Annotated in this window: 29 protein-coding genes and 2 pseudogenes; 11 read left to right on the forward strand and 20 right to left on the reverse strand. The window is 43.1% G+C overall.

Features of this window, described 5'->3' with window-relative positions:
• Positions 1 to 32: 32 nt before the first annotated feature.
• The gene (locus CYLST_RS25475; RefSeq protein WP_015210622.1) at positions 33 to 692 is read right to left on the reverse strand and encodes an SDR family oxidoreductase; all 660 of its coding nucleotides are present in this window, start codon (positions 690 to 692) and stop codon (positions 33 to 35) included.
• Between the two features lie 179 nt (positions 693 to 871).
• Here CYLST_RS25475 and CYLST_RS25480 point away from each other — a divergent pair, with 179 nt between their 5' ends.
• Entirely contained in the window at positions 872 to 1,561 is a 690-nt protein-coding gene (locus CYLST_RS25480; protein ID WP_015210623.1) for a DUF1997 domain-containing protein, read from the forward strand.
• 91 nt (positions 1,562 to 1,652) lie between these two features.
• Here CYLST_RS25480 and CYLST_RS25485 read toward each other — a convergent pair whose 3' ends face one another.
• The 4 genes and pseudogenes from CYLST_RS25485 to CYLST_RS25500 all read right to left on the reverse strand — a co-directional run bounded on the left by CYLST_RS25485 (position 1,653) and on the right by CYLST_RS25500 (position 3,679).
• Positions 1,653 to 2,123 carry a DUF4079 domain-containing protein gene (locus CYLST_RS25485; protein ID WP_015210624.1) on the reverse strand — a complete coding sequence of 157 codons (471 nt, stop codon included), beginning with the start codon at positions 2,121 to 2,123 and terminating at the stop codon, positions 1,653 to 1,655.
• A 128-nt stretch (positions 2,124 to 2,251) separates the two neighbouring features.
• Positions 2,252 to 2,719 (reverse strand): SsrA-binding protein SmpB, encoded by a 468-nt coding sequence (gene smpB, locus CYLST_RS25490; RefSeq protein WP_015210625.1) that lies wholly within the window; start codon positions 2,717 to 2,719, stop codon positions 2,252 to 2,254.
• 250 nt (positions 2,720 to 2,969) lie between these two features.
• Positions 2,970 to 3,506 (reverse strand): annotated as a pseudogene (locus CYLST_RS25495) (RNA-guided endonuclease InsQ/TnpB family protein); the annotation flags it as partial.
• Positions 3,479 to 3,679 carry a hypothetical protein gene (locus CYLST_RS25500; RefSeq protein ID WP_041233267.1) on the reverse strand — a complete coding sequence of 67 codons (201 nt, stop codon included), beginning with the start codon at positions 3,677 to 3,679 and terminating at the stop codon, positions 3,479 to 3,481. The pseudogene CYLST_RS25495 and the gene CYLST_RS25500, both read right to left, overlap by 28 nt.
• A 343-nt stretch (positions 3,680 to 4,022) precedes the next feature.
• Here CYLST_RS25500 and CYLST_RS25505 point away from each other — a divergent pair, with 343 nt between their 5' ends.
• On the forward strand, positions 4,023 to 4,706 hold the full coding sequence (locus tag CYLST_RS25505) for a response regulator transcription factor (protein WP_015210626.1): 684 nt from the start codon (positions 4,023 to 4,025) through the stop codon (positions 4,704 to 4,706).
• A gap of 7 nt (positions 4,707 to 4,713) precedes the next feature.
• Here CYLST_RS25505 and CYLST_RS25510 read toward each other — a convergent pair whose 3' ends face one another.
• From CYLST_RS25510 to murC, 4 genes are all read right to left on the reverse strand, one after another.
• Positions 4,714 to 5,229, reverse strand: coding sequence for a low molecular weight protein-tyrosine-phosphatase (locus tag CYLST_RS25510; RefSeq protein WP_015210627.1), 516 nt, complete (start codon positions 5,227 to 5,229; stop codon positions 4,714 to 4,716).
• A 95-nt stretch (positions 5,230 to 5,324) separates the two neighbouring features.
• Complete coding sequence (locus CYLST_RS25515; RefSeq protein WP_015210628.1) at positions 5,325 to 5,672, reverse strand: YbaB/EbfC family nucleoid-associated protein; 348 nt, start codon at positions 5,670 to 5,672, stop codon at positions 5,325 to 5,327.
• Positions 5,673 to 5,857: 185 nt separating this feature from the next.
• Positions 5,858 to 6,859 carry a UDP-N-acetylmuramate dehydrogenase gene (gene murB, locus CYLST_RS25520; protein ID WP_015210630.1) on the reverse strand — a complete coding sequence of 334 codons (1,002 nt, stop codon included), beginning with the start codon at positions 6,857 to 6,859 and terminating at the stop codon, positions 5,858 to 5,860.
• A gap of 126 nt (positions 6,860 to 6,985) precedes the next feature.
• Positions 6,986 to 8,443, reverse strand: coding sequence for a UDP-N-acetylmuramate--L-alanine ligase (murC, locus tag CYLST_RS25525; RefSeq protein WP_015210631.1), 1,458 nt, complete (start codon positions 8,441 to 8,443; stop codon positions 6,986 to 6,988).
• A gap of 405 nt (positions 8,444 to 8,848) precedes the next feature.
• Here murC and nadD point away from each other — a divergent pair, with 405 nt between their 5' ends.
• Complete coding sequence (nadD, locus tag CYLST_RS25530) at positions 8,849 to 9,475, forward strand: nicotinate (nicotinamide) nucleotide adenylyltransferase (protein ID WP_015210632.1); 627 nt, start codon at positions 8,849 to 8,851, stop codon at positions 9,473 to 9,475.
• Between the two features lie 116 nt (positions 9,476 to 9,591).
• The gene (locus CYLST_RS25535) at positions 9,592 to 10,605 is read left to right on the forward strand and encodes a type I glyceraldehyde-3-phosphate dehydrogenase (protein ID WP_015210633.1); all 1,014 of its coding nucleotides are present in this window, start codon (positions 9,592 to 9,594) and stop codon (positions 10,603 to 10,605) included.
• A gap of 60 nt (positions 10,606 to 10,665) precedes the next feature.
• On the opposite strand, the gene thiL is transcribed toward CYLST_RS25535, so the two are convergent.
• Entirely contained in the window at positions 10,666 to 11,688 is a 1,023-nt protein-coding gene (thiL, locus tag CYLST_RS25540) for a thiamine-phosphate kinase (protein ID WP_015210634.1), read from the reverse strand.
• 427 nt (positions 11,689 to 12,115) lie between these two features.
• Entirely contained in the window at positions 12,116 to 13,222 is a 1,107-nt protein-coding gene (locus CYLST_RS25545) for a peptidylprolyl isomerase (RefSeq protein WP_172642200.1), read from the reverse strand.
• A 287-nt stretch (positions 13,223 to 13,509) separates the two neighbouring features.
• Between CYLST_RS25545 and efp the strand changes: the two genes are divergently transcribed.
• The 3 genes from efp (at position 13,510) to CYLST_RS25560 (ending at position 15,103) form a co-directional block, all read left to right on the forward strand.
• Positions 13,510 to 14,067, forward strand: a complete 558-nt coding sequence (gene efp / locus CYLST_RS25550; protein ID WP_015210636.1) for an elongation factor P — start codon at positions 13,510 to 13,512, stop codon at positions 14,065 to 14,067.
• 112 nt (positions 14,068 to 14,179) lie between these two features.
• Positions 14,180 to 14,698 (forward strand): acetyl-CoA carboxylase biotin carboxyl carrier protein, encoded by a 519-nt coding sequence (gene accB / locus CYLST_RS25555; protein ID WP_015210637.1) that lies wholly within the window; start codon positions 14,180 to 14,182, stop codon positions 14,696 to 14,698.
• Positions 14,699 to 14,755: 57 nt separating this feature from the next.
• Positions 14,756 to 15,103 carry an ArsR/SmtB family transcription factor gene (locus CYLST_RS25560; RefSeq protein WP_015210638.1) on the forward strand — a complete coding sequence of 116 codons (348 nt, stop codon included), beginning with the start codon at positions 14,756 to 14,758 and terminating at the stop codon, positions 15,101 to 15,103.
• A gap of 74 nt (positions 15,104 to 15,177) precedes the next feature.
• On the opposite strand, the gene CYLST_RS25565 is transcribed toward CYLST_RS25560, so the two are convergent.
• Positions 15,178 to 15,789 (reverse strand): GerMN domain-containing protein, encoded by a 612-nt coding sequence (locus tag CYLST_RS25565; RefSeq protein ID WP_015210639.1) that lies wholly within the window; start codon positions 15,787 to 15,789, stop codon positions 15,178 to 15,180.
• Between the two features lie 677 nt (positions 15,790 to 16,466).
• Entirely contained in the window at positions 16,467 to 18,275 is a 1,809-nt protein-coding gene (gene proS / locus CYLST_RS25570) for a proline--tRNA ligase (RefSeq protein WP_015210640.1), read from the reverse strand.
• A 95-nt stretch (positions 18,276 to 18,370) separates the two neighbouring features.
• On the opposite strand from proS, the gene CYLST_RS25575 reads away from it, so the two are divergent.
• Positions 18,371 to 19,750 carry a hypothetical protein gene (locus CYLST_RS25575; RefSeq protein ID WP_015210641.1) on the forward strand — a complete coding sequence of 460 codons (1,380 nt, stop codon included), beginning with the start codon at positions 18,371 to 18,373 and terminating at the stop codon, positions 19,748 to 19,750.
• A gap of 309 nt (positions 19,751 to 20,059) precedes the next feature.
• The gene (locus CYLST_RS25580; protein WP_015210642.1) at positions 20,060 to 20,272 is read left to right on the forward strand and encodes a hypothetical protein; all 213 of its coding nucleotides are present in this window, start codon (positions 20,060 to 20,062) and stop codon (positions 20,270 to 20,272) included.
• A 151-nt stretch (positions 20,273 to 20,423) separates the two neighbouring features.
• Here CYLST_RS25580 and CYLST_RS25585 read toward each other — a convergent pair whose 3' ends face one another.
• Positions 20,424 to 20,999 (reverse strand): Uma2 family endonuclease, encoded by a 576-nt coding sequence (locus CYLST_RS25585; RefSeq protein WP_015210643.1) that lies wholly within the window; start codon positions 20,997 to 20,999, stop codon positions 20,424 to 20,426.
• 424 nt (positions 21,000 to 21,423) lie between these two features.
• Here CYLST_RS25585 and CYLST_RS25590 point away from each other — a divergent pair, with 424 nt between their 5' ends.
• Together CYLST_RS25590 and CYLST_RS25595 are read left to right on the forward strand one after the other, a co-directional pair.
• Complete coding sequence (locus CYLST_RS25590; RefSeq protein WP_015210644.1) at positions 21,424 to 22,110, forward strand: hypothetical protein; 687 nt, start codon at positions 21,424 to 21,426, stop codon at positions 22,108 to 22,110.
• A gap of 236 nt (positions 22,111 to 22,346) precedes the next feature.
• On the forward strand, positions 22,347 to 22,775 hold the full coding sequence (locus CYLST_RS25595) for a hypothetical protein (RefSeq protein WP_015210646.1): 429 nt from the start codon (positions 22,347 to 22,349) through the stop codon (positions 22,773 to 22,775).
• A 272-nt stretch (positions 22,776 to 23,047) separates the two neighbouring features.
• Here the strand turns inward: CYLST_RS25595 and CYLST_RS25600 are convergent, their stop codons facing one another.
• The 6 genes and pseudogenes from CYLST_RS25600 to CYLST_RS25625 form a co-directional block, all read right to left on the reverse strand.
• Positions 23,048 to 23,587, reverse strand: a complete 540-nt coding sequence (locus tag CYLST_RS25600) for a (2Fe-2S) ferredoxin domain-containing protein (protein WP_015210647.1) — start codon at positions 23,585 to 23,587, stop codon at positions 23,048 to 23,050.
• Positions 23,588 to 23,724: 137 nt separating this feature from the next.
• The gene (gene nifT, locus CYLST_RS25605) at positions 23,725 to 23,928 is read right to left on the reverse strand and encodes a putative nitrogen fixation protein NifT (RefSeq protein WP_015210648.1); all 204 of its coding nucleotides are present in this window, start codon (positions 23,926 to 23,928) and stop codon (positions 23,725 to 23,727) included.
• Positions 23,903 to 24,191, reverse strand: a pseudogene (locus tag CYLST_RS25610) (nitrogen fixation protein NifZ). Before CYLST_RS25610 ends, nifT begins: the two are co-directional and overlap by 26 nt.
• A complete protein-coding gene (nifV, locus tag CYLST_RS25615) occupies positions 24,178 to 25,311 on the reverse strand; it encodes a homocitrate synthase (RefSeq protein ID WP_041233901.1) in 1,134 nt (377 codons plus the stop codon). The pseudogene CYLST_RS25610 and the gene nifV overlap by 14 nt, the downstream one beginning before the upstream one ends.
• A 377-nt stretch (positions 25,312 to 25,688) precedes the next feature.
• Entirely contained in the window at positions 25,689 to 25,886 is a 198-nt protein-coding gene (locus tag CYLST_RS25620) for a DUF2949 domain-containing protein (protein WP_015210652.1), read from the reverse strand.
• 328 nt (positions 25,887 to 26,214) lie between these two features.
• Positions 26,215 to 26,472, reverse strand: coding sequence for an Asr1405/Asl0597 family protein (locus CYLST_RS25625; protein WP_015210653.1), 258 nt, complete (start codon positions 26,470 to 26,472; stop codon positions 26,215 to 26,217).

A 26,472-nucleotide genomic window follows, 5' to 3' on the forward strand; every position in this document is an offset into this window, starting at 1 on the left:
AATGCAAGGTCTCAAGTTCTATATTTATTCGCTCAGGCGACGTTAGCAAATAACTCGCCAAAGCTTTTAGAGGTAGCCTCAGGTTTAGCTATAATCTCAACAATTTTATTACGTGCGGCTGATTCAAACAGGGACTCAATACAAACTTGGGCGACTTTTTGCCGGGGAATGCTACCATCGAACAATGTATCAGCGCTCTGCATCACTATCGGGTTGAGATCATCTTCATTCTTCAAACCCCCAGGTCGGACAATTGTATAAGTCAGTCCACTTTTCTGAAGATACTCTTCAGCTTGTTTTTTCCACAGCAAAATCAGCCAAAACAAGTTTAGCGGATGAAATAACTGGGAGGTACACAAAGAAGAAACAAGGACAAAATGCTCAATTCCCTTTGTCTTAGCCGCATCTACTAAATTTTTAGTACCTTCAAAATCTACTTTGTAGGGGCCAGTGGGGTCAAAGCTGGGTTTCGCACCAGTGGCACACAGCACAACAGTGCTATCACCCAAAGCAGCAGACAGGCTTTCTGGTTGTAATATGTCGCCTACAAACAACTCGACTTCAGGAGACAAAATACCCCTAGCTTTCTCTAGATCGCGCACCAAGGACCGGACGGGAATATTCCGCGCTATCAGTTCTTGCACAATCCGGCGACCTGTTTCACCTGTTGCACCTGCTACAAATGCTTTCATGATAAACGCTATCCTGAGAAACTAATATGTGTTTGTTTCGTTTTTTATTTTAGTGATTTTCTGAAGATTATGACAGATTGTTGAGGTTTCCGTCAAAATGGAATCTTAGTGCGAAAAATCCCGCCCAACCTGGGAATTATTAATGTAGGCAAACGCCAAAGTATATAGGAAACGCATTTATGCTGGCAAGAAAGGGCGAATATCAATCTTTAGAAATAAAAGAAGCAATTTTACCAGTGGTGTCAAGCGTCGCAGAAGACGAGAACCAATTAAAAGAAGTAAATGTATCTACGACAACAAAATTTTATGGTCATTATCAAGACTTTATGGAAATGCATGCCCCGATAGAGGTGGTTGCTGAGTATATTGGTGCTCACCAATCATGGTTTTATCGCTGCGCTGAACCCATGAAGGTGCAACCATTAGGGGAAAATGGCTATGCTTTAGTAATTGGTCGTTTTGGCTCTTTTGGTTATGAAGTAGAGCCGAAGGTTGGTTTGGAATTATTGCCCGCAGATGCAGGTATATACCGCATCCGTACTATCCCCATACCTGACTACCAGCCACCTGGTTATGATGTGGACTATCGGGCATCGCTACAGTTAACAGAAAATCTGGCTAGCGATGTATCTACTAATGTTGGTGAGATTACACGAGTGGAATGGGATTTGGATTTGACGGTTGATCTGCACTTTCCCAGATTTATTCAGCGATTACCCCAGTCTTTAATTCAATCTACTGGCGATCGCTTACTTAACCAAATTGTTCGCCAAGTCTCCCGTCGCTTAACTAAAAAAGTCCAGGAAGATTTTCATCAATCTTTGGGTATACCGTTTTCTGTCGAATCTCAAAAAAAGCGCTCTCATTAATGTCATTAGTCAATAGCTAATGATCGTTCGGCTGAGGCTGACGGCGAAGCCAATGACTAATGACTAATAACCAATGACTAATGACTAATGACTATGCTTTACTGAGAATTCTTTGGACAATTTCCACCCCAGAGACGGCCTGCCACACGAAAAGCCCCAGAAGCCCAAAATTAAGCAGAATGTGCGTCACCCGTGCCCAATTTGCCCCTTTTTGCATATAAGGAGATAAGGCAGCAGAAAAAGCAATTATACAAGTCATCCCAAGTCCTGCTAGCAGGTGAGACGAGACAAACAATTTACCATTATTGATGTAGGTGACAGCCATCCCTCCAATGGCACCTGCAACCATCAAAGCTAAAAGTATCGACCCGATTTGGTGGTGTTTGAGGCTATATCTACCTTTAATCAGTTCTTTCTTTTCTTCGCCTTGAGCATTTCTGGTACGCTGTATTTGCAGCCCCAGGTACGCAGCGTAAATTGAGACTGCTAATAGCACCCACATCATCAGCGGGTGAAAAAAGGTAAGCACAAATTTCACCGATGGGGAAAGTTCTAGACTCATCGTGCGTGTTCTCTTCTAATTATTAAATCTTCATAAAATTTAGTATACCTTGATTTTGTGTGCCTAAAGCGCGGTAGGGGGTAATAGTTTTTTCCGGTTACTTATTACCCGTTACCCATGACCAACGCTTAATAATTTTTCATTGCCCGTTGAATATCGCGCTGATCTTGGCGTCGTTTCAGGTCTTCGCGTTTGTCGTGGAGCTTTTTACCTTTACCAAGGGCGATACTCACTTTCACCCAGCCTCGTTTGAGATACATTTTCAAAGGGACTAATGTTAAACCTTGCTGTTCCACCTTACCAATTAGCTTGCGGATCTCCTGGCGATGTAGCAGCAGCTTGCGCGTGCGGCGCGGTTCATGATTAAAATATTGTCCACTGGCGTTGTAAGGCGAGATATGCATATTGATTAACCATGCTTGGCCATCGCGAATTAAGGCATAGCCATCTTGGAGATTGACTTTACCCTCGCGGATCGACTTCACCTCGGTTCCTGTCAACTGAATTCCAGCTTCGTAGGTCTCGAGGATTTCGTACAGATAACGAGCTTGTCGATTGTCGCTAATAACTTTGTAACCGTCGTTCTGATCGCTCATTGAAAATTTTGCTTGTGTTATGTATGTATGCCTAAAAAATTATTTAGACTGGCTTTTGACCATCCCACGCCCTAAAGTCGTGGGATTCTTGATTTAGTGACATCCTGCCACACCAAAATCTTTTCTTTGGTGTCAGATCTCTCCTAACTTCACCTGCACTAATGACAAATTTCGTTTTCTGGTATTTGATACTCTAATATTTTACCCGTTTGACATCCTCACCGGGCTAAAGCCACGGTGATTCCAAAGATCACTCTTTGGGCTTCCTCTTTCCACGACTCGGCTTAGATTGAGGAGTTTCCCCACCAATGCAGAGGTCGATGTCTCCAGAGGCGTTAAGCGTTCCCGTGTGCCCCACGGTACGAAGTCCAAGTTCTAAGATATTCCAAGCGGCGTTCCAGTCTCTGTCCAGCACAAACCCACAATGATGACATTTATGAGTCCTTGTACTCAAAGATTTCTTGACGACTTCCCCACAGTTAGAGCAATTGGCACTGGTGTAGTGAGGCGGAACGGCAACCGTCGCCACGCCAAACACTTTGCCAAAATATTCCAACCAATCTCGAAAAGCCGACCACGCAGCGTCAGAAATGGACTTGGACAGCTTTTTGTTTTTGACCATGTTCCGCACCATCAAATCCAGCCTTCGGCACGGCGAAGCGCCTACATAAGCAACCAAGTCGCTAGATTGGATAACGCATCTTGCCAACTTCACGGCAAAATCTTGACGCTGCCTACTTACTTTGAGGTGTTTCCTACTCAAGCGATTCCGGTACCTTGGGCTGTTGGTGATTCAGGAAGTTGATTGGTGTTGGCAGGGTTTGGGGAATCCTGGACAAAACCGGACAACCTTGCCAAAAATTTATTCGCTACGCTAGTAAACCCTGTCCGGTTTTGTCTAGATAAAATGAAGCGGCGATACTCGAAGGGTGAAAAGAAAGCTGTCTGAGAGCGAGTCACGGGAATAGGAGTCCCCAGATTTTTGGAAATAGATGAGCGTAGCTTTGCTATTTTTATTTGCGGAGTGTCAAAGGATGGTGAATATTTACGCCATTTAAGTGATAAGTTGTTACGAATTACAAAACTCTCTGCACCTAAGAAGCACAGAAGTCGCAGGTGCGTTACACTTCTTAAACACTTCCTGAGGATTTAAGATTTTCTTTATAAATCACCCCTTAGGCAGTCATTAGCTGGTAATCCTGTCATAGTATGAAACATAAGAACACTATTATTGTCTGTGTTCATTGATAGTGTTCATAGAAGCAAATTTCTTAGTAAAAAAAATGCTAGGGGTGTACTGTCCATGCCCTTGACGATCCTTGTAGTGGATGACGACCTGGGCACTCGTCTGTCTATTAGCGATTATCTTGAACTGTCTGGCTACTCGGTGATCACGGCTGATGACGGTCAAGAGGCTTTGGCAATGGTCGAGGAGTACCATCCTGATTTGATTGTCACTGATATTGTCATGCCACGGATGAACGGCTATGAATTAGTGCGCCGGGTGCGTCAACAACCAGCGTTTCGTTTATTGCCTGTAATTTTGTTAACAGCACGCACAAAGACCCAGGAAAGAATTCTCGGCTACCAATCAGGATGCGATTTATACTTGCCCAAGCCTTTTGAACTAGAAGAGTTAGCCGCAGCGATTCGCAATCTTCTAGCGCGATCGCAAATCATTCAATCAGAGTACCGCTTTTCTCATAAAGATAATTTGGGCACTTCCATCTCAACAAAAGCAGTGGATGCCCATAATCCTCCGTTCACTCAGATTCACGAATCCCAGATGCTGTCCTCACTGACTTCCAGAGAACAGGAAGTCCTAGAGCTATTGACTCATGGTCTATCTAATGCCGAAATGGGTCATCAGCTACACCTAAGTCCACGAACAGTGGAAAAGTACGTGAGCAGTTTATTGAGAAAAACCTCAACTAACAACCGAGCGGAACTGGTACGTTTTGCGATGAAGCATGGTCTGGTCGAATAACAGCTAATCACTCACTTGGTTGCTGTTGCTGGCTAGTAACATATTTCAGCAGACCTTCACAAGCATCAACGAGTAGATCAATCACCTGATTAAACCCCTCTGTACCGCCATAATAGGGGTCTGGAACTTCCTTGAGGGTGTGTTTTGAGCAAAAATCACACATCAAATGGACTTTATAGTGATATTGCCGAGAGTGGTCAACAGAGAGAATATCCTCATAATTGTCTCGATCCATCGCCAAAATCAAATCAAACTCTTGAAAGTCTGACTTTTGAAACTGGCGAGCTTGACCACGCAGTTTAAATCCCAGCTTCGTAGCCGCCGCAGCACTCATGCGGCGGTCAGGTGAGCTACCAATGTGATAGCTAGATGTACCAGCAGAGTCACAGAGAATGCGTACGCCTTTGGCGTCGGCGCAGCCATTGCTCACGCCAGCTTGCTCAATCAGATGATTCATAATATTTTCTGCCGATGGCGATCGGCAGATGTTACCCAAGCAGACAAACAGCAGCTTGTAAGGCATAAATATTTCACTTCGTTTATCAGTTGTCAGGTGTCAGTTGTCAGTTGTTTTTTCTACTGACAACTGACCATTGACCACTGACCATTGACCATTGACTAAAATCCAGGAAGCTCCAATCCACTGGTTAATTCTTCCATCCGTTCCCGCATTGTGGCAGTGGACTTGATGTAGGCGTCTTTCATTGCCACTGTCACCAGATCGGAAAGTACTTCTGCACCTTCTCCTAGAGCATCTGGAGAAATTTCCACTCGCTTGGGTTCTTGATTGCCACTGACAATCACCTTGACCAGACCACCGCCAGACTCTCCTTGAATCTCCATCTGCTCCAATTCTTCTTGGAGTCGCTTTGCACCTTCTTGAACTTGCTGTGCTTTTTTAAAAGCTTCGGCCAGTTCTTTCATTTTTCCCAAGCCAAAGCCAAAACCCTGTCCTTTTCCTGTCATAATTGATTGTTCGCTTGTGCGTTGAATAACAAATCAAATTCAATTATAGATGCGGTGGGTAATTTGCCTCTTCTGTTGCCAATAATTAATGCACTATCTGCGGGATCTGTCGAGCATTGGAAGAAGGCAAAATTTCCCATTTTCCAGTTTCTATACACCATTTTCCGGACAATTTATGGAAAGTTTCAACAATTTGCAGCTTGAAACTCGCCGATCATTTTCACTTCTGGCTCTAACCAAATTGACCAACGTTCTTGTACTTGGTATTGGATATGACGAATGAGGCAAAAAATATCACTAGCCTTAGCCCCACCACGATTAACGATAAAATTGGCATGCAGTTGTGCTACTTGTGCTCCACCAATTTGGTAGCCTTTTAGACCAGTTTGTTCAATTAACCAGCCAGCGGTGTAAGGTGTGGGATTACGGAATACACTGCCGCAGCTGGGGAAGTTATAGGGTTGGGTGGACAGCCGATGCTGCTTGTGCTGTTTGGTTGCCGCTAAAACTTTTACTGGATCAGCACCTGGTTGAAGTTGTAAGGTAGCTTGAGTAACTATGCGACTGCCACCTTGCAGTAATGAACTCCGGTATTGGTAACCTAACTGGTCAGGGGTGAGAGTTTCCAGTGTACTTTCGGCTGAAAGCACTTGGGCGCTGACTAACATATCTGCAATACAGCTATTATGTGCCCCTGCATTCATCACCACAGCCCCACCGACGGTTCCAGGGATACCAACAGCCCACTCCAATCCTTCCCACCCCCTATCTGCTGCTTCCCATGCCAAGCTGGGAATAGATTCTCCCGCAGCGACGGTTAATTGACCTGTTTGGGGGTCGAAGTAGTTAGAGCGGAAATGACGAGTAGCGATGACTAAGCCGGGTATACCCCGATCGCTTACCAATAAGTTAGAACCCGCCCCTAGTATTGTTACTTTTAAAGCCTGTTCTTTTGCATACTGAAGACTTGCTTGTAGCGCTTCTAAGTTTCGGGGGGCAACGTACCATTCAGCTGCTCCGCCGACCCTATAGGAAGTAAACGCTGACAAGGAAGCCTGGGACTTAATCACACAATCCGTACTGGGTAAGTAAATTATTTCACTATCGACAGAATTAGCTGTTTCCTGTTTCTTTGTAGTCAAAGCAGAAACTGTGCAAAGGTTTCCAGCTGCCTGGGAGGTTGTCATCTTTACTTCAAATGATGAATTTTTTACTTTTTATTTACCGTATAGATACGGTAAGCTTATTAACTAATGGAAGCATTGCTAGTTGGGTACTTTGCTCAGAAACAAAACCTAGCAAGTCTCGTTAACTTAGGATGTAGCTTTAGCTGGCTCGCGAAGTGTCGCCATGACTTCAGGAATCGCCTGATTCAAGTTTCCGGCTCCCAGAAACAGCGCCAAATCTCCAGGACGCAGTGTTTGCAACAAGAAATCGCACACTGCGGATAAAGTTGGTTGATAAACTACCTGCGGGTGCTGTTTAGCAATTTCCGCCGCCAGTTGCTCACCACTAATCTGGCCTAAATCAGGTTCCCCTGCACTGTAAATGTCAGTCAGCACGACCAAGTCAGCATGACCAAAGGACTCAGCAAATTCTTCTAAAAAGGTCAGTGTGCGGCTGTAGCGATGGGGTTGGAAAATAGCAACGACTCTTTGTCCTGGTCTGGCCTGAAGGCGTGCTGCGGCAAGAGTAACGCGAATTTCACTGGGGTGATGAGCGTAGTCATCGATGAAGGTAATACCATCGACTTCACCCCGGAACTCAAAGCGGCGTCTTGCACCTTCAAAGGTGGCGATCCCTTTGGCGATCGCGCCAAATTCTAAACCCAGGGCGCGTCCCACAGCCACAGCTGCTAGGGCATTACTCAGGTTGTGGCGACTCAGCAGCCGCAAATTCAACACACCTAAGGCTTTACCTCGTTCCCAAACAAGAGCCGTAGTGCCATCAGCACGATAGTCAACATTGGTAACTGTGTAGTCAGCTTCTGTATCTGGGTATAAGCTATAGCTAATTTCTGGTTTTAGGCGATCGCGTACTGTATGACAATCAATACTACCAACCAAAATTTTGCAACCCTGGGCAAATTTTTGGAAGATGTCAACTACTTCCTCTAATGTGTCGTAGTGGTCAGGGTGATCCAGTTCAATATTAGTAATAATGCCAATTTCTGGAGCGTGTTTTACCAGTGAGCCATCTGATTCATCTGCCTCTGCGACTAGATATCGACTTTCTCCCAGTCGCGCATTGCCAGACCAAGCATTTACTTCACCACCCACCAAAATTGTTGGGTCTAGACCAGCTTGCAGTAACATATAACCAATCATGCTACTAGTCGTTGTTTTGCCGTGGGTTCCGGCTACGGCAATGCTGTAGTAATCAGCAATCAAGGCAGCTAGTACATCTGAACGATGTAGGATTGGGCAGCCTAATTCTAGGGCTGCTGCGTATTCGGAATTATTTGTGTTAATAGCTGTTGAACAAATTACTTGGGGCATTACTGACTTGAGGGCAGGTAATTTCTCTTGTGAGTTTAATACTCCATTCGGCGATACCTGAGTCAGAAAGAATTCCAAATTGCTTGCTTCTTGCGTACCAAAAATATGAGCTCCGATAGATTCCAACTTTCGTGTCATCTGGTTTGGACGCAGATCCGAACCGGATACTGGTAATTGACGCTTTGCCAGAACGTATGCCAGAGCAGACATCCCGATACCGCCAACCCCAATGAAATGAAATGGTCTACCGCTAAAATCTATAGAATTACTCATTGTTTGCTCCTCTTATACCACACCACACCATAATCACAAATGACACGCGTATCATAACAGGATTTTGATTTTTACCGATACATCTCCTGCATTATTCTTATATCTGATAAATGGTTGATTTTTTCACTCTGGTTTTGCTGGTTCAAAAAGATTTTACCTCTGTGGGAGGTTTTTTCAATTTCTGACCTGTTTTTATGATTATTCTGTAAATTTCTGCCACGTCGGGAAAGAAATTCTTGTAATGTCAAATACATATTTTTGGTCGCCTTACTGGTAATGCCTACAAGATTACATTGGTAGTGAAACTGATTTTAAATTGCATAAACTCTAGCTGTGAATTGACTACAATAGTACATTGGCAGTGAAACTATTTTTCAATTGCATAGAGAGCTATGGCGTGACTGGATGCAGCAGCTAGCAATTTTTGGTGGCACATTTGATCCAATTCATTGGGGACACTTACTCGTCGCTGAGACAGCTTTGCATCAAGTACCCCTAGAACAGGTCATTTGGGTGCCATCCCTAAATCCTCCTCACAAACAAGCGGCTTTGTTTGAGCATCGGGTAGCAATGCTGAAACTAGCCACAGAAAACAACCCAGCGTTTAAAGTCTCACTAATTGAGATCAAACGCTTTGGGATTTCCTATGCCATCAACACCCTGATCGACTTATCTGCTTTGCACCCAAATACTCACTGGTACTGGATTATTGGTTTAGATGCTTTCCAAACCTTACCCCGTTGGTACCGTGGACACGAACTAGCACAAATGTGTGATTGGTTAATCGCACCCCGACTGCTAGGTGGTGAGACTATAGCTCAAAGTGAGTTAATCTGCAAGCAAGTGGAGAAAAAACTTAGAGAGCAGTCATTTAGCATTAACTGGCAATTCCTGGATATACCGTTAGTAGGCATTTCGTCAAGTCAGATCCGCAAGCTTTGCCGCGAACGTCGGTCGATTCGTTATTTACTGACGGAACCGGTCAGATCGTACATTGCCGAACACAACCTCTACACCAACAATTCTGAATAAATTGTGTTTTTTTTTTTTGATCTAACACTTTAAGGTTAAAAGTACTCCCCCCCTTTGCGATATGATTGGGGTCAACGATATCAACTTATAAGCATAAATACAGAGGGCAAGACACTGTGATTAGAGTTGCAATCAACGGTTTCGGGCGCATTGGACGTAACTTTGCACGCTGCTGGGTGGGAAGAGAGAATAGCAATATCGACCTAGTTGCTATCAATGACACATCAGACCCTAGAACTAATGCTCACCTGCTGAGATATGACTCAATGCTAGGTAAGTTAAAGAATGCTGACATTAGCGCTGATGATAACTCAATCACCGTTAATGGCAAGACAATTAAGTGCGTATCTGATCGCAACCCAGAAAACTTGCCCTGGAAAGACTGGGGAATTGACCTGATTATTGAAGCAACTGGTGTTTTTACTAGCAAAGAAGGAGCGCTCAAGCATGTTAATGCCGGAGCCAAGAAGGTACTGATCACCGCTCCTGGTAAAAATGAAGATGGCACATTTGTCATGGGTGTGAATCATCACGACTATGACCACAACATACACAACATCATCAGTAACGCTAGCTGTACCACCAATTGCTTGGCTCCCATCGCCAAGGTGTTGAATGATAAATTTGGCATCATTAAAGGTACGATGACTACCACCCACAGCTACACTGGTGACCAGCGGTTATTAGACGCTTCTCACCGTGATTTGCGCCGGGCGAGGGCAGCAGCGATTAACATTGTACCCACCTCCACCGGTGCGGCAAAGGCAGTAGCATTGGTAATTCCAGACCTCAAAGGTAAGCTAAATGGGGTTGCTTTGCGCGTACCCACCCCGAACGTTTCCATGGTAGATTTCGTGGTTCAGGTTGAGAAGCGTACTATTACCGAAGAAGTTAACCAAGCCCTAAAATCTGCTGCTGAAGGTGAACTCAAAGGCATTTTAGATTACAGCGAACTAGAGCTAGTATCATCCGATTATCAAGGTTGTGACGCTTCTTCGATTGTTGATGCCAGCTTAACTTTGGTCATGGGTAATGACATGGTCAAAGTCATGGCGTGGTATGACAACGAGTGGGGTTATAGCCAACGAGTTCTAGATTTGGCAGAATTAGTAGCCGTGAAGTGGGCTTAATATTTAGTCATTAGTCATTAGTCATTGGTCATTAGAAAAAAATTAACAACTGACTACTGACTACTGACCAAAATGTTGAAATCCCTGGCTAAGACTCAGCACTTTGTCGGGGAATTTTTCGTGTTCATCGTGCAATATTACTGTTGACCCTGGTGTAATTGTGCCCACAATTGCTGCGCCTTGACCCAGTTTTTGCACTAAATCAGATGCTGGCTGTTGTGGTAAGCACAGCACTAATTCAAAGTCTTCGCCACCATGTAGGGCATATTCTAGCGATCGCTCTTTTGTCAACCAGTGGTCAAAGCTTGTTGCTAAGGGAATTTGCCTAGTTTCTAAGATAGCACCGACACCACTGGCGTGGCAGATTTGCACCACAGCGTCTGCTAAACCATCGCTGCTATCCATTCCAGCAACGGCAATTATAGATTGGGATTCTAAAATTTCCCACAAAATGGGTAGGACATCTAAACGTGGGTTGGGACGCTGATGTGCTTTGATCAGAAACTGCTGTTCTTCAGCGTTGAGGTTTTGTCCTAATTCGGGATGCAACAGTAATTCTAAACCTGCACGGGAGGCTCCGTGGATACCTGTGACAACGATCGCCTGACCTACAGTTGCAGTAGAGCGGTGGATAATCAAATTAGGGGTAGCTTGACCGAAAGCTGTGATGGCTAGAGTAATGATCGGCGATCGCACAAGATCACCACCGACAATTGAGGTGTTGTACTTATGCAGGCATTCTGTCATTCCTTGGTACAAGCGCTCAACCCAACTCACCATCACTTCCCCAGGGAGTCCCAGTCCAACAGTAATTCCCAATGGCTTCGCACCCATTGCCGCTAAATCTGATAAATTAGCAGCAGCAGCTCGCCAGCCAGCATCTTCTGGGGAAGTGGTGAGATTACTAAAATGCACACCATCAATTAGCATATCTGTAGTGACTACCAAAGATTTCTCCGGTGCAGTCAACAGCACTGCTGCATCATCCCCAATAATTTCTGGAGGACAAAAACGCTGCAATCTTTCTAAAAGACCTTGTTCGCCAATATCTTGAATTTTCAGGGAAGATAAATCACTGTTCACAGGCAATTTTCCGCAGAAGAATAGTGCTAAGAAGAAGTTTAAAAGTTAACAAGAATGCCGAACACTATAAAAAGGTCAAGTCGCTTCGCTCCAATTCAAAATTCAAAATTAAAGACAATTAGTGGGAGCTACTTTTCATTAAATTAAAATTTTTGGAAGCCTAAAAAATTAAATATCCCTCTTCTGTCACTTTCGCCAGAGCCAAATCTAAAACCATTATTTATCAAGGTTTTAGCGATTTAATAACATTTTAAATTTTTGGTGATAAATAAAATGTTGAAACCTTGAAGACATCTGGATTTCAAAACTAGGGAATTGTTTTTTCTTCCCACTCTGACAAAAAAGGGATATTAAGTTCCCTTTTTGAAAAAAATCTGAATGAATTTTAGATTTCAGATATAATCCAAAATCTAAAATCTAAAGTTGATTATGTTGCTTGCGGCTCGACTAAATTTTCTATGCCCTGAACCACAGATGCGGATTCAATTTTGTCACCTGCCGTCAGTTTATCCAAAACTTCTCTGCCTTCAGTGAGATAGCCAAAAACGGCATAACGACCATCCAAGAGATTACGTCCGGCTGGGGTCAATTCTGGTTCAAACAGGAAGAAGAAAAATTGCGAAGAACCCCCATTCGGTTCGCTTTCAGGACGAGCCATGACTACGGCACCGAAGGAAGAGAAAGGTAGAACTGGCATATCGAGGTAACGACCAGCTTCTTCTAGAGTAATGCCGTAGGTAGGTTCTTTGTCACCTTCGGCTAAGATTTCGAGGGGAACGGCGCGATATTTGCCTGTGCTGGGGTCAATAAAACCCACCTCTTTTCCTGGTGGATCTCCAGTTTGCACAAAGTAAGATTCTTCAGAACGGGTAAATTCTAAGCCATTATAAAAACCCCGTTGCACCAAATCGACAAAGTTACCAGCGGTCACAGGGGCGCTGTAGCCGTCTACTACCAAGGTAAGATTGCCTTTGTTAGTTTTCATTTCGATGGTGGCACGACCTTTAAGCTGGGGCAGGTTGCTGTACTCGGCAGGTACTTCAAAGGGGTATTCCTTCACCATTGACTCTTCTAGCAGAGTCACGAGATTTAGTAGTTTGGCTCTGCCTTGGAGAATTTGTTCTTTATCTTTGACTTTCACCGATTCTTGGACAGCAACTACACCAGATTTCAACTCAGCTAACCAAGCTTCGGCTTGGGGTTGGCGTTCTTTGGGTACGCTTGCTAAGATTTGGGAAGGTTTATCGAGAATCCGTGATGCTTTGCTGAGGTCATTGGCGATCGCACCCCAGCGCCGATTTGCCCGCAGTTGGTTAGAAATATCTTCTAAACTGGCTTGCAGTTGCCTTACAGGTTGATTATTGATCGGGAGTGCATACCGCAACAAAGCTTTGCCGTCGGTAATGGCGTTTCCGGCTGGTAGGGCGGCATTACTGGAGGGAGTCCACCCAGATGCACTGATGCCTAAAAATATTGTTACCAGCAGTATTGTCATGAGGCTGTTTTTCAGCCAGGACTTTAATGAGTTAAACATGGGATAAATCAAAAGCAGCATCAAATTGTTGAGAAGGAAGTAACCCATCTATAATCTTCCCACAGTAAGAGTGCTGAAGAGCCACTGCATCGGCTCCGCCGACTTGTTAGCGTAGCACTTGGAGCAAGGGGCAGCAACTGGCGTTGCTGAGTGTTAAGTTTTTTATCAGTAGTTGGTTGCTGGTAATCAATCACTTCTTAATTTGCGACTGACAACTGACAACTGACCACAGACTACCTTTGAAGGGTACAATAAATGCCGATTGTCTTCCAAAAATTGAAAGTTTCATGATCTCTAGTAACGACTTTCGACCCGGTGTTTCAATTGTCTTAGATGGCTCTGTTTGGCGAGTGATAGATTTCCTCCACGTTAAGCCAGGCAAAGGTTCCGCTTTTGTGCGAACCACACTAAAAAATGTCCAGAGTGGGAAAGTACTCGAAAAAACTTTCCGGGCTGGGGAAACTGTGCCCCAAGCTACTCTGGAAAAAATCACGATGCAGCATACCTATAAAGAGGGCGATGAGTTGGTCTTTATGGATATGGAAACCTACGAAGAAGGTAGATTGACCGTAGCGGAAATTGGCGATCGCGTAAAATATCTCAAAGAAGGTATGGAAGTCAACGTTATTCGTTGGGGTGAGCAAGTGCTAGAAGTAGAATTGCCCAACTCTGTAGTTCTGGAAATCGTGCAAACAGATCCAGGCGTAAAAGGTGACACGGCAACAGGTGGTACTAAACCAGCAATTGTCGAAACTGGGGCAACTGTCATGGTTCCCTTGTTTGTTTCCCAAGGAGAACGTATCAAAATTGATACTCGTGAAGACAAGTACTTAGGCAGGGAATAATTTTCATCTCGCAGGAGATGCTTGCTCGCGATTTCAATCCCTTATCTAGAGGGATTAAATCCCTGCCAGACTTCAAATTCTAATTTTATGAATAGGTCGAGGTAAAAAAACTGTGCCATTGGACTTTAATGAAATCCGCCAGCTACTGGTAACTATAGCCCAAACAGATATTGCTGAAGTAACGCTCAAAAGCGATGAGTTTGAGCTAACGGTACGTAAGGCTGTAAACGTCAGCAATCAAGTGGTATCGGTAGGTCAAGCAGCGTTAAGCAGTGTGGTTAGTACAACATCACCTACGGCCAACCAGACGCTAGCCACGCCGTTACCAGAAGCGGCGACAGGCCGAGCCTTTGATAATGCCGTTTTGTCAGTTAATACCCCCTCGGCAAGATTAGTAGATGTTCCTTCCCCGATGGTGGGAACATTTTATCGCGCCCCGGCTCCAGGTGAAGCGGCATTTGTGGAAGTAGGCGATCGCGTTCGTAGTGGTCAAACAGTCTGTATCATTGAAGCCATGAAGCTGATGAACGAAATCGAAGCCGAAGTTTCTGGACAAGTGATGGAAATTCTGTTGCAAAATGGCGAACCTGTAGAATATGGTCAGCCTTTAATGCGAATTAACCCTGATTAAGTATTAATCTATATATCAGTCATTGTTAATACTCTCAGTTTTTGTGGGTTAATCCTGATGAAACAAGCGTTGCCTGTACCACCAGAAGTGGTGCAACAAGTAGCCGAATACTTCAGCCTGTTAAGTGAGCCGATGCGCCTGCGGCTATTGCACTTACTGAAGGATGAAGAAAAATGCGTGCAAGAGTTGGTAGAGGCAACACAGACGTCTCAGGCAAATGTGTCTAAACACCTGAAGGTAATGTGGCAAGCAGGCATCCTTAGCCGCCGCAGTGAAGGAACTTGCGCTTACTACCGGGTGGAAGACGAAATGATCTTTGATTTGTGCAATCGGGTTTGCGATCGCCTGGCCACCAGGCTAGAACAGCAAGCCCGTAGCTTTCGTGTGTTAAATAGCAAACGCTAAGTCAGTAGTTAATCGTCAGTGGTCAGTGGTCTATCAATTTCGCAAGCAACTGACAACTGACAACTGACATCTGTCTAAAGTGGATAGTTTTGCTTAAAGCTTTCACGAGTCAGCGGCTGATCGAGTTCCACTCCTTCGCCACCTAAAACATCCAACTGCTTACCATTCACCTCAATGTACACCTTGGCATTAGGATTTAAAGTTGTCGCAGTGTAGACAACTTGTCCCACCCGACCCATCATTGAGGTACTACCACCACCAGTGGTAAAATCTTCTGATAAATTAACGTGGACTTCATTATTATCCATTTTCAGCCCCAGCAACTTGGTGTCTTTAGGAATGGTTGTTGATTCTGTCCCCTCTGTGGGGCCTGCTAACAAAGTTTGGAAAGCGGCTTCTAAAGCTTGGTTGGGTTGTGTAGCGGCGATTTTTACCGGCTGGGGAACCAAATCAACGCCTTTTTCAGTTGGTTTCAGCCAATAGATATTAGCTGTTTGCTCATTACTTGGTGGTGTTGCTACTACCTGTCCCGGCTGCTTGATAATTTGAGTGGTGTTTGGCGGTGCAGGTGCATTACCAGATTGCGAAGCAACCCAAGCCGCACCGCCACCTACCGCTACAACCGCAGCTGAGACTGCTGCTATCACTCCTGAAGAAATACGGTTAGATCCTTGTTGGCCTTTCATAATGTAAAACCTGCTTGACTGTGGGCTGAAATGGTATTTTTTATGAGGAGCAGCCTGGTTAAGGACGATACTGACGTGCGGAGAGTTTCCGGAAACCTGGAGATGCCTTGATTTAACGAAAATGTTGCTAAGTTGAATATTGCCTGTTTAATACCAATTTTGGATTTTAAATTAGGAATCCTCTTCGTTAGGCTATTTCAGCAATTTGTTATCCCGCTCCCATAGTCACTTTATCTCATCTTTAATTTTAGGTTGACAGTTCTAGTCCGTCACCCGAACCTTGATGTAAATATAATCGTTTCTTGAAATACGGTTACTAAGAGGGGGGAGGGGAAGATATTTAATACTCTCCATCCTCCCAGATGTCTGTAGTATCTAAACCTTTCCGTACCTCTGCGTTTAATTTTTATCCTTGCCTGCTACATGAATTTACTCCACTGTCAGAATCAGGATTTACAGGATTTGAGGATGAGCAGGATTTTATCTTTGGTTTGGATGACTCATTAATCCTAATATTCTCCACTGTCAGAATCAGGATTTATCAGATTACAGGATGAACAGGATTTTATCTTTGGGTTAGCTAACTCCTTAATTCTTAGATTCTCAGATTTTCATCATCCTCTTCATCCTCAAATCCTGTAAATCCTGATTCTGACAGTTATATTTTGTCGTTAATTTTACCGTTCCGTGGCGGCTTTAACCCATTGTTTGAGGGTATTTACGACTTCATCAATGGCAATTTCTTGAGCTTCGCGGGTAGCGCGTTTGACAACTTCTACTTTGCCATTAGCGATCGCTCTCCCTGTGACTATTCTAAACGGAATGCCAATTAAATCAGCATCTTTGAATTTTACCCCCGCCCGTTCGTCGCGGTCATCTAGCAGGGTTTCCACACCGGCTTGATTCAGTTCTGTGTAGAGTTTTTGGGCTACTTCGAGTTGTTGTGCGTCCTTAATGTTGGGGATGGTGACGATCGCATGATAAGGTGCGATCGCAACTGGCCAGATAATCCCATCTTTATCGTAAGATTGCTCTACCGCCGATTGTGCCAAGCGGGACACACCCACCCCATAGCAACCCATAAATAAAGGTTTCTCTTCACCCTGTTCATTGGTATAAGTTGCACCCATCGCTTCGGAGTACTTTGTGCCGAGTTGGAAAATGTGACCGGCTTCGATTCCCCTAGCGCTTTGTAGGGTTTGTTCTGGGTTGTGAATTGCGCGATCGCCTGGTCTTGCTTTGCGGATATCTACTGAAGTGGAAGGTACGTTAAATTGCTCACCCCAATTAGCACCAACTGAGTGAAAACCCGATTCATTGGCACCGGTGACAAAGTTCTTTAACTCCACGGCTGTTTTATCCACCAACCGCACAAACTGGGAATGTACCGTTTTACTACCAACGATATAGTCATCAGCGATATCGGTTGCAATGTAGCCTAAAGGTAGAGATTTCGCCGCCCAGGTTTGTTGCGCTTCTTCATTGGGTACAGTTAAAGAGATAATAGTTATAGCACCGAATTGAGGAGCAATTTTGGTCAATTCATTTTGCAACTTGACCTCATTCACTTCTTGATCACCGCGAATGCTTACCAAAACTAACACCGTCAACCCATTGTCATAAACAGTCTGGTAAAGGACATTTTTCACAACTTGGGTAGGAGAACAATTGAGTAATTTACACAACTTCTCAATTGTGTCAGTTCCCGGTGTTGCTTGTTTTTCGTAACTTGTAAATCTTGAATTTTCAGCATCAGCAGCTAAAGAAACCGCCTTTTCAACGTTAGCGGCATATTTGCCATCTTCGGTGTAGAGAACTTCATCTTCTCCAGCTTCCGCTAACACCATAAATTCTGTCGAACCAGAACCACCAATTGCACCAGAATCAGCTTCAACTGCGCGAAAAGCCAAACCAGAACGCCGCAGCATATTACTGTAGGCTGTGTACATATCTTGGTAAGTTGCTTTCAAGCTTTCTTCATCAGTATGGAAAGAATAACCATCTTTCATGATAAATTCCCGTCCGCGCATCAAACCAAAGCGGGGACGAATTTCGTCGCGGAACTTGGTTTGAATTTGGTAGAGATGCAGCGGTAGTTGACGATATGAGCGAATCATATCACGGGCAACAGTTGTAATTACTTCTTCATGAGTGGGGCCTAATCCTAATTGTTGCTCACGACGGTCAATTAGGGAAAACATAATTCCCTCAGCTTTAGTGTAAGTGTCCCAACGTCCTGATTCTTTCCATAATTCAGCCGGTTGTAATTGGGGTAACAGACATTCTTGTGCGCCGGTGGCGTTCATTTCTTCCCGGACAATTTGGGAGACTTTTTGCAGTACCCGCCACATCAGCGGCAGATAAGCATAGATACCGCTACCGATGCGACGGATATAACCTGCACGGAGTAATAATTTATGGCTGGGAATTTCCGCATCAGCAGGATCATCCCGTAGAGTTACAAATAACATTTGTGACAGTCGCATCGTTTTTTACCTTTCCAGAATCGCTAATTTCTAAAATTGTTTAAGTCTAAAATGTGTCATCACAACTTCAGGAGCAAACTACCTTGTCCGATGTAATGTATCAGGCACAACCACCCCTTGAGTTTATCCCGCCGGCGTTTAATCCTTTATTTCTGCGATTTTTTCATCTTTTGCTACCGAACTTGATCCGCTGGCAAACACCTATCAGCGAAATTGAAGCAGACAATGTCGAAGAGTTGGTGGATCTTTATCGCCAGTTTCAGGAGGGTAAAATCCGGTTTATGCTGGCATTTCGCCATCCGAAAACGGATGATCCATTTGCTTTAACCTACTTGTCTTCGCAACTCGTACCCAAGATAGCGCGATCGCAAGGTATAACGCTACAGTCTCCGATTCATGCCCATTTTATCTACGATCGCGGAATTCCTCTATGGGCGGGTAGCTATGTTGGTTGGGTGGCTTCTCGCTTGGGTGGTACTCCCATTCAGCGGGGTAAGGCTGACTGGACGGGGTTACGTTCAGCGCGGGATTTGTTTGCTAATGGCAAATTCCCGATGGCTGCGGCCCCAGAAGGTGCAACTAATGGTTTATCGGAGATTATCAGCCCTTTAGAACCGGGAATCGCCCAAATGGGTTTTTGGTGCGCTGAAGATTTACTGAAGGCTGGACGCTCTGAGCAGGTTTTAATTGTACCAGTTGGGATTAAATATAGTTACGTGGATGCGCCTTGGGATGCGATCGCTAATTTGTTAAGCGAATTAGAAGCCGCTAGTGGTTTACCTGTAAATCAAGGTAATGTCCCTTCTATGGAGATACTTTATCCCCGGCTGTTGACTTTGGCAGAGCATTTATTATCTTTGATGGAACAATTTTACACCCGTTTCTATCATCAAAAACTGCCAGATGCCAAGATTACAGATAAAGAAATTACCGATAGAAATGAAGCTTTAGCCCATCGATTACAAGCTTTAATGAACGTAGCCTTATTTATCTCAGAGCAGTATTTTGATTTACCATCAAGAGGTAATTGGACAGACCGTTGTCGGCGGGTAGAACAAGCGGGATGGAATTATATATTTAGAGAAGAGTTTAAGGATATTACAGCATTATCTCCCATCGAGAAAGCTTTAGGCGATCGCATAGCTGAGGAAGCAAATTCTCGAATGTGGCACATGAGGTTGGTAGAAAGTTTTGTGGCGGTTTCTACTAACTATATCCGCGAAAAACCAACAGTTGACAGGTTTGCTGAAACAACTTTAATTTTATGGAATATGGTAGCTAAAATTCAGGGACATAATCCTACCCCGCGTCCGCAATTGGGCAAGCAAAAAGTCAAAATAACTGTGGGTAAACCGTTATCTGTTTCTGACCGTTTTCCAGGTTATAAAGCTAATCGCGTCGGTGCTAAACAAGCTGTGGCTGAGTTAACAAATGATTTGCAGCAAGCTTTAGAGGCAATGATTACTAAGGAATGATAGGGGTAATTATTCTAACCTGATCATTTTATGTAGTATAATAAATAGCTAGTAATCATGAGGTAGCCACAGCATTATTGTGACTACCTTAATTTTGGCTAACCAAGCTAGCTTGAGAGGTTTAGCATTGCTAATTTGCAAGCTTACTCAATGTGATTTCACTCAACCAGGAATATAGGATTGTATGCAAACTTTAAGGAAAATTGGCGAATAGCTAAAGAGATGACTTTAGAAGAATTAGAAGCAACAGATTTGGGTAAATTCCTCAAAGAAAAAGTATGCAACCTATAGGGAATGAGGAAAATTTATATGGCTTCAGATTTTCATGAACAGCAGCAAAATTTTATCAGTGACATGAAAGCGGATAAAGAAGAAAAAACCTATATGCGTAGTGATGAAATTAGGGCAGGTTCAAGCGAGATGATGACTCATGCTCAAAGGCAAACTTTTTTGAAAACATCATCTTTGGGAAAACTCTTCGGAGTTGCACATTTACTTCCTGAAGTAAAACTAGGCAATTAAATACTACCATTATAATGGTAATAGTACGTAAACATACTATTGCAAAGTTCTGCTAGTACAGATTATCGTAAGTAAGGGCACAACAATGTTGTGCCCCTACCCGTGTACTTCATTTACCTGAAAAATGCTGTATTAGCCAGGGTTTCATAATTTACCCCGGAAACACTTTAGATAAATCCAGAACTAAATCAGGGAAAGATGGCAGATTAACTGATTCATTAGGTAGAAAAATTAACTTGCGGCGATAGCCAAATTTACCTTGTGAATCTTGATAAGGTTCGCTGTAACACTCTAGACATTTATTTAATAAATTAAATATCCAATAATCAGAAATACCTGCTTCTGCATAAAGAGGTAATTTCACCTCTTGGTCATATTTTAAAGAGGAATCTGCAATTTCAATTAAAAGTAATATATCAGCAGGGCTGGGATGATTTGCCAGATAGTCATCAGGATGATTTTGCACAATCGCCAAATCAGGTTCTGGTTCACTGTTGTCAGAAATAATAATTGGTTCTTGTCCTCTAATAGTCGCCTTTTCTACGACTATCTTGAATAACTCTCGATACAAGCGAGTATTGCAAACAGAATGCGGTCTACCTTTTGCAACCATCTGAATTATTTCCCCCTTAATTAGCTCAACTCGGTCATTCTCCTCAAAGAAGCCGAGTTCTGCTAGACGGTGATATTCAGATATGGTGAAGCGTTTAGCAGTGACTACAGTCATAAGAACTATGGGAGTACAGAGCTATTGATATTTTAACTGTTGCAACCATTCAATGGAGTATTACTAATATTGTAGGTTGGATAGAACGAAGGGATACGCGTAGCGTGCCGGAGGTATAAACCAAAACGGGAGATGTTGGTTTATGGCTCCTGCTCCCCTTAGGGATACGTTCCTCAACCCAACCAACTTAGGCTGTAATTTCTACGACAAAATTTGCCTGAAACCTTGATGATTGCTGGATATTCAACGTCTTAGAGCCTCCGCACTTAGTTATGGAGTTGACATTGTATATTTTGTGTGAGATATTGTTTGAAGGTTAAGTGGAAGTTGAGTGCTGTACGCACATACTAGTGCTTGATCAAGAAAGCCAAAAGTAACAATCTTCTGCGAAACCTTAGTTATAAAGACTTAACAAGAGGTCTAGATGTCTTTAGCACCAGAGTATTCTGAGTTATTAGATAAATTAGCACAGGGATGTGCTGATCAAGATTGGCAAAGCATAGCAGGACCACCGGCTCCTACAGGGATTAACCAATTTCCCCTTACGCCTCCACCTGAAGTGGTATCTAGAAGACGCTTACCAGACCGAATCTTAGTTGAAGATAAGTATGAAGGCCAGATTACCAATCAGGAGAAATTGACAAATCAGTGCTTAATAGTAATGGCGCGGTACAATAACTTTTTGAATGCTACCGCGTCGCCAAGTACGCCTTTTAGTCGAACATACAGCATAACGGTGGGTGCAGAAGAGACTACAAGTTTTTCGCTTGCTCTTGAACTGTCGATGGGAGTAAGTATTGGCGGAATTGGTGATTTAGGCGCAACCCTGACTACAACCTTTGCAAGAGAGATAAAACTATCTACATCAACAACAATAACAACGACTTTCAGCCTAGCGCCTCCAAGTGGTGAAATTTCAGCATCTTGGTGGCAAGCAGAGTATGTATATTTGTTGCGATCACAGAAGGTCACTACATTTTACGGTGAAACGACAACAGAGGAAATAGAAGAACAGTTCTACGACCGAGCCGAGACGTATATTCCAACACAATATCCTCCTGTTTCTAAGAGCGATGGTTCGCTCTATATTCTAGAGCCTGGACATTTCTAACTCTGAATAGGTAATTTTTCAACTACTAAGGGATTGATGCAATTAACATTACGCCGAGTTTAGAGATAAACAAGGTATTTAATGTTTAGTTGATACCTGCATTCATACTTCATCTCCAAGTCAGAAAGAAGTCTAATTTCTGATGGTTAACCATGGTTCAGAGAGTCCTGTCCTCTCTGAAGACAACGAAAAGCGCCAATTGCAAGCACAACTTAATCATTTAGAAGGTTCCAATCATGACAAACCCAGTTGCACCAAAAAGAGTAAGTATGATTCAGCAAGTGCGAACAGTAATTAGCATATTAGTTCTAACCGCTGTGATATTTGTTAGTTTCAACGCCCCATCATATGCTGTGGACAGTCGATGTGCATTGATAGTGAGCCAACCACATCCACAATCGGGTCAAAACAATAGATCAAGCGGAAACTTCTCGGCACAGGATTGCCCAGGGCCTAGACTTAAGTGGAGAGTTCCTGGTAGCATCAAATTCAAGGTCATGGAAGACAAATCTGGAACAGATCTATTGATTCATTCTAATGTGGATAACGGTAAAGTAACCAGAAAACACTCATCAAGAAGTCTCTATATTGCAAATCCTGAAAATGCAACAGCAGATTTTCAAGTTGATGTGTATAACACTGAAGATCCACTATCTCAATACTGAAGATCCACTACCTAAAAATGGGAGTACGAAGAAATAGTACTTTCAGGTAGAGTCTTTGCATACACAATGAAAGCTTCTGGCTCCAATTGCCAAGTTATGACTCGCCAGTGCTTCTGATATGTTTATCCTTTCAGAGTAACGCTTGTAGAAGCTATTGAAACGCACCCCGACTAAACTTAGTTATAGTCGGGGTGTTTTTGAGTAAGTAATACATCACCTATGACGAATCTGGCAGCGATCGCGCAGCTAGACTTGTTGCAAAGACTGTATAGTTAAGTCAAATGATTTTCTAGCAAAGATGCGATCGCAGCTGGTTGAATCTTCTTGTACTCCTTTTTACCAATGGTCAAAACGCAGTTAGGGGCGCTGCTGCAACGTTTTTGGCAATCGGTATGCTCAATTGTGACTTTGTCTAACAAACCGCGATCGCACAAAGTCTTCTCTAATTCTGATAATAACCCTTTACCACCCCGCTTCAGGCAACCGGATTTTTGACATACCATAATCCTGGCTTTGGGTTGCGGTGCTAGATTGTCAACTGGACAAAAACCAATTTGATTTACCCGCGAAACTTCGAGTTTTATTTCACTTGTGCGTGGGTTTAACTTACTAAGACCACAAACCGTAACTTGCTCACCAGGCACTAAAGATAAACCCAGAGATAAGCGTAACTCTTTAGGCAATTTAATCAGCACATTTCCTGAGGGAATCGCCAATTGCAAGTATTTATATTTTCCAGGCTTATCTCCCACAAAACCGAGAAACTGCCCCTCGATGTTCAACTCCGATAACGTCAAGTACTTTTGACTCATGTTCAGCAACTCAAATTCCAAATAGAAAATAATAAACCCCACTCTAATGGGGTGATGTTGCTCATCTAGAGGAAGAAGGAAGAAGTAAAAATCTTTTTTTACCTTTTACCTTCTCTCTTTATTGTCGTGTCGGGATTTTATGCGAGGCGTTTAGCTTCTACAGTTTGGGGTAAATTTTTAGATTCTGGCAAATTGGCAAATTCTAATTCCCAACCATTTGCTAAAGTTAAAATCTTCCCTTGTTCACAGTCTGTTTGTTTGACAACTTCTTCTTCTAGGTCTTTTTTGGCAACGTAGACAACCAAAGTACCAGCATCATTCATCCGTAGCATTACTTTCATGGAGTTTCCTCAACAGATTCTATTTCTTTCTTTTTACAACCGACAACGAACCCTGTATTTAAGAAATGCACGGCATAAATATAGGAACTCTGCAAATATGTGCCGATACTCGCTACATAGCCAATTTCTCCTTTTTTCGCTAAAACTGCCCCAATTTCTTGACCGGGAAATGTCCCATCATTTTTGATCAGCTTGCGAATTCGGACTTTTTGACCGATTTCAAAAGCGGGTGGTAAGTCTAGTTCTAATTCATCGCGTTGCATGAGAAAACCTCTGTTCTCTTACTAAAGTCAACAGTTCTTCTGTAGTGAGGCAGCGTTTTTTTAGTACCGACTCTTGGCGCACTACATCTAACACAGACTGAGTTTCTTCTGGGTTCAAAAAGATGCCGTGCTGTTCTAGCAAATTAGAGATTAAATGCCTACCAGAATGCTTACCCAGCACTAAACGCCTTTCCCAACCTACTTCTTCAGGAGCAAAGGGTTCATAGGTGACGGGGTTTTGCAACACACCATGAGCATGAATACCAGACTCGTGAGCAAAGGTATTTTCTCCAACAATTGCTTTCCAAGGTGGAACGTTAGCACCTGATGCAGCAACAACTAATTGAGAAAGTTCTAATAAGCGCGGAGTATCAATGCCTAAATCGATACCATAGATGCGTTTCATCGCCATCACAACTTCTTCTAAAGCTGCATTTCCAGCCCTTTCTCCTAACCCGTTGACGGTGGTATTTACAGATGTAGCTCCACCTTTAATACCCGCTAAAGCATTAGCAGTTGCTAGACCAAAATCGTTATGGGTATGAATTTCTAAAGGAATCGATAAAGCTGATACTAATCGCTTGACTTTTGTTAGGGTGCTGAAGGGGTCAAGTACTCCTACAGTATCGCAGAAACGAAACCTTGATGCACCCCATTCTTGAGCATTTAGTGCTACATCTAAGAGAAAACTTTCATCGGCTCTAGAAGAATCTTCACCGCCTACAGCTACCCAAAGACCATTATCAAGAGCGAAGTGAATACAGTCTTTTAGTTTTTGTAAACTTACCCGCCATTGACCATGAAATTTAGCAGCAATTTGGATACCAGAAACGGGAATAGCAATATGTACACGCTGGAGTCCGCAGGCGATAGAAGCTTTAATATCTGACATCACGGCACGGTTCCAGCCTAGGAGTTTGGCTTCTAAACCTAAGTCGGAAATTGCCATGATGGCGTGTTTTTCTGCTTCACCCATTGCCGGAATACCGACTTCTAATTCGGGAATGCCAATAGCATCAAGAAATTTGGCGATCGCTACTTTTTCTTGTAAGGTAAAAGCAACGCCTGCTGCTTGTTCACCGTCACGTAATGTAGTGTCATTAATTGTGATTTGATTCATGCCAACCATCCCTTTGTCGGAATTATTCATAATAGGTTTTTTCTCTACAATTCCTAGTAATGTAGATGCTTAATCAAATGCTAAAATTATCACCATGCCTAATGCATGATTTTTCATTCTTAAATATTACCCAATTAAGTAATGCTACATCTGTATGACAAAGAACAAAAAATTGGTATAATTTACGAATGGTTTTGAGAAGGAGGTGTCGGAATTTCTGCGAGTAATAAATAGATGGCGTAGCTATTAGTAAATCCCAGAAAAACTAAGATGCTCAGTCCAGCAATTAAGTTAGAAATCATATTAGTAGCCTCGTATTTTTTTTGTCGTTAATGTGTAGATCAACAATTTACCTAAAAGTTTGACTTGTAGCTCAACTAAGGGTGGTCTGCTAGCCAATCAAATATTCGCTCAAGCTGCTCTAAATTAACGAGACCATACTGCCAGAGGAGCATTGGCAAAGGGCCATTTTCTAACTCACGGTGTCGCAATGCTACAGCAATATCAGCATTTGAAAGTTCGAGTTCGTTGTGCAAAAAATTGATTAATTTTATATTGCTGTTACGATGTACCATAATCGGACGTTTAAATTTATTGATTTAAGAGAACACTAAATAATTGAAATTCCAAGTTATACTTGCTAGTTCGGCCTTGATCAGGAAAGATATGTGAGAAAATTTTTAGATTCAGCAGAGTGGATGAAACCCAAGATTAGACTAACTATCTGCAATCTGCAAGCGAATTTATGAGTGAAGATTAACTTCAGTTTTTCAGGAGAATAAATCATACTTGCATGATTTATTTTGCTCTGATATTCTGTTGATGAAGTCTTCTAAAAAGACTAATGTGCTATCACTCACGCAAACCTCAAAACACAAGATTTTGACCTTTTCTAGTTCACACTCAAAACTCAGCACTGTAATTCCAGCAATACTCTAGCCAGTCTAGTAATTCCTGGCGAGGGGCAAGAAATTGCATAACTGTACTGCAAACAAGAATTGCTGCTAACCAACTATTTACCTGTACGTGCAAAGAACCATCAGGGAGACAGGAGGAGGGAATCATCAACTCTTGCAACCGATGATGTATTGAATAGCGATCGCATAAAGGAATCTGCAAAACTTGCTCACCGAGGGCAACATAACTACAATTTGGGTACAT

Origin of the sequence: Cylindrospermum stagnale PCC 7417 (assembly GCF_000317535.1) — a bacterium.
Taxonomy (GTDB): domain Bacteria; phylum Cyanobacteriota; class Cyanobacteriia; order Cyanobacteriales; family Nostocaceae; genus Cylindrospermum; species Cylindrospermum stagnale.